Annotated in this window: 3 protein-coding genes; all 3 read left to right on the top strand. The window is 71.8% G+C overall.

From position 1 onward, the window contains the following. On the top strand, positions 1–951 hold a 951-nt coding region (locus tag IU450_RS39195), incomplete at its 5' end, for a vWA domain-containing protein (protein ID WP_195154768.1). A gap of 124 nt (positions 952–1075) precedes the next feature. Then, positions 1076–1387, top strand: a complete 312-nt coding sequence (locus IU450_RS39190) for a hypothetical protein (protein ID WP_195154767.1) — start codon at positions 1076–1078, stop codon at positions 1385–1387. A 52-nt stretch (positions 1388–1439) separates the two neighbouring features. After that, positions 1440–1601: a hypothetical protein gene (locus IU450_RS39185; protein WP_195154766.1), complete on the top strand. Its 162-nt coding sequence runs from the start codon at positions 1440–1442 to the stop codon at positions 1599–1601. Positions 1602–1774: the final 173 nt, after the last annotated feature.

Genomic DNA, 1774 nt, shown 5'->3' with positions numbered 1-1774 from the left:
GGCTCGAAGTTGGGCGCGGCCATCCGCGCCACGGTGGCCGCCATCGCCCGCGAGGTCGCGGCCAATCCGGTGCCCGCCGACCCGGCCGAGTCCGCCGCCGCCGCGCGCCGGGCAGCCGCCGACACCGCCGAACGGGCACAGCGGTTGGCGGAAAACGTGTTCGGCGACGGCGGCGGCGACGGCGGGGTGCCAGGCATCTCGCGCATCGTGCGCCGCACCCGCACCCCGCTGGCGAAAGAACAGAGCGCCGCGCGGGTACTGGCCCGCGCGCTGGACACCGCCGCCGCCCGCGAACGCGCCACGGTGAAAACGACCTCGGTGGTCCCGCCGGGACGGGTGCGGATGCGCGGTGTGCTGGCACGCCAGGCACAGCTCGCCGCCGGGGCCATCCCCACTGCCGAACCGTTCACCCGCACCACCCGCAAGAACAGCCCACACCCGCCGCTGCAGGTCGGCATCGCGTGCGACGTGTCCTCCTCGATGAGCAAGTTCGCCGCCCCGGTGTCCTCGGCCGCGTGGATCATCGCCCGCGCCGCCGAGCTGGCTGCCATGCCCGCCACCACCGCGACCGTGACATTCGGGGACACTGTCACCCCGATCACCTACCCGGGCACCGCCCCCGCCCAGGTCACCGAGTTCGGTTGCCCGGACGGCAATCACGCGATCGACTTCGCCATCGTGGCCCTCGAGGGTGCCCTCGGTCTGGCCCGCCCTGGCGCGGCCCGGCTGCTGGTGATCATTTCCGACGGCATCTACACCGGCCTCAACCGCGACCGCGCCCAGAAACGCCTCGACGCGTTGCGCGCGGCCGGGTGCGCGGTGCTGTGGCTGGCACCGGCACGCGGGCGAGTCAACCCGCTGAAGAACTCGAACCCGCACCTGCTCACCGACCCCGCGACCACCGCCGCCGAGATCGCCCGCGCCGCCACCGCTGCCGTGCGCGCCACCTAGACCCCGGGCCCCGGGCGCAGCACGCGCCCGGGGCACCCGGACCGGGCGCGCCGGTGCCACCGGCGCGGCCCAACTATCACCAACACCCCCGCCCCGACCGGGGCGGCAACCAACAGGAGACACCGTGACCGACCCCGCGATCCCCACCACCGCCGCCCTCCAGCCGATCTACGTGATCGCCAACGCCATCACCGGCGATCAATTCATCATCTACGCCCCCGGCCCCCACGACGAGCGCGGCATGTACACCGTGGCGCACGTGACCGGCGGTACGGGCGGCTACGCCGCCCCCCGGATTCACCTCGTGCACTCCGACGACATCGCCGCCTACGCCACCGGTGCCGCCGACCTGGTGCGCCGGAGCGGGCGCGGGCACGGGGCGAGTGTGTGGCTCGACCGCACCACCGGCCTTCTGCGCGAGCACCTGACTCGATGAACCCGCCAGCGACACAACCGACCTCAACTCAGCCCACGAACAGGAGACCCTTATGCGCCTGATGAAGAACACCCAAGGTCACGACGAGGAAGGCGTGATCAAACCCGGAGCCGAACTCAGTGGCAACGCGGTAGCGGGCGCGACCCGCAACCGGCCGCGTGTCCCGGAGTGTGTCCTCGTCCGCTGCGGCACCGCGGTGAGGTCGCCGGCGTGAGTCCACCTGGTCTCGCGCAAATGAATAGTGGCGGGCCGAATTCCTCTCGTGCCGTGCGCATCCAGAACTGGAAGAGAGGCATCCGGGTCGGAACTATTTTCCACATTCCGCTTGACATCACACGCCCTATCGAGCGGTCATGGAACCGGAAACGGCACCGACCCGGCGGGGAA

It is taken from the genome of Nocardia abscessus, assembly GCF_015477775.1.
Lineage (GTDB): Bacteria > Actinomycetota > Actinomycetes > Mycobacteriales > Mycobacteriaceae > Nocardia > Nocardia abscessus_A.
This window is presented reverse-complemented; position numbering and strand designations above follow the sequence as displayed.

Bases quoted from the DNA above. Each gene is read 5' to 3' on its own strand.
- IU450_RS39185 (WP_195154766.1), top strand. From the start codon at position 1,440: ATGCGCCTGATGAAGAACACCCAAGGTCACGACGAGGAAGGCGTGATC.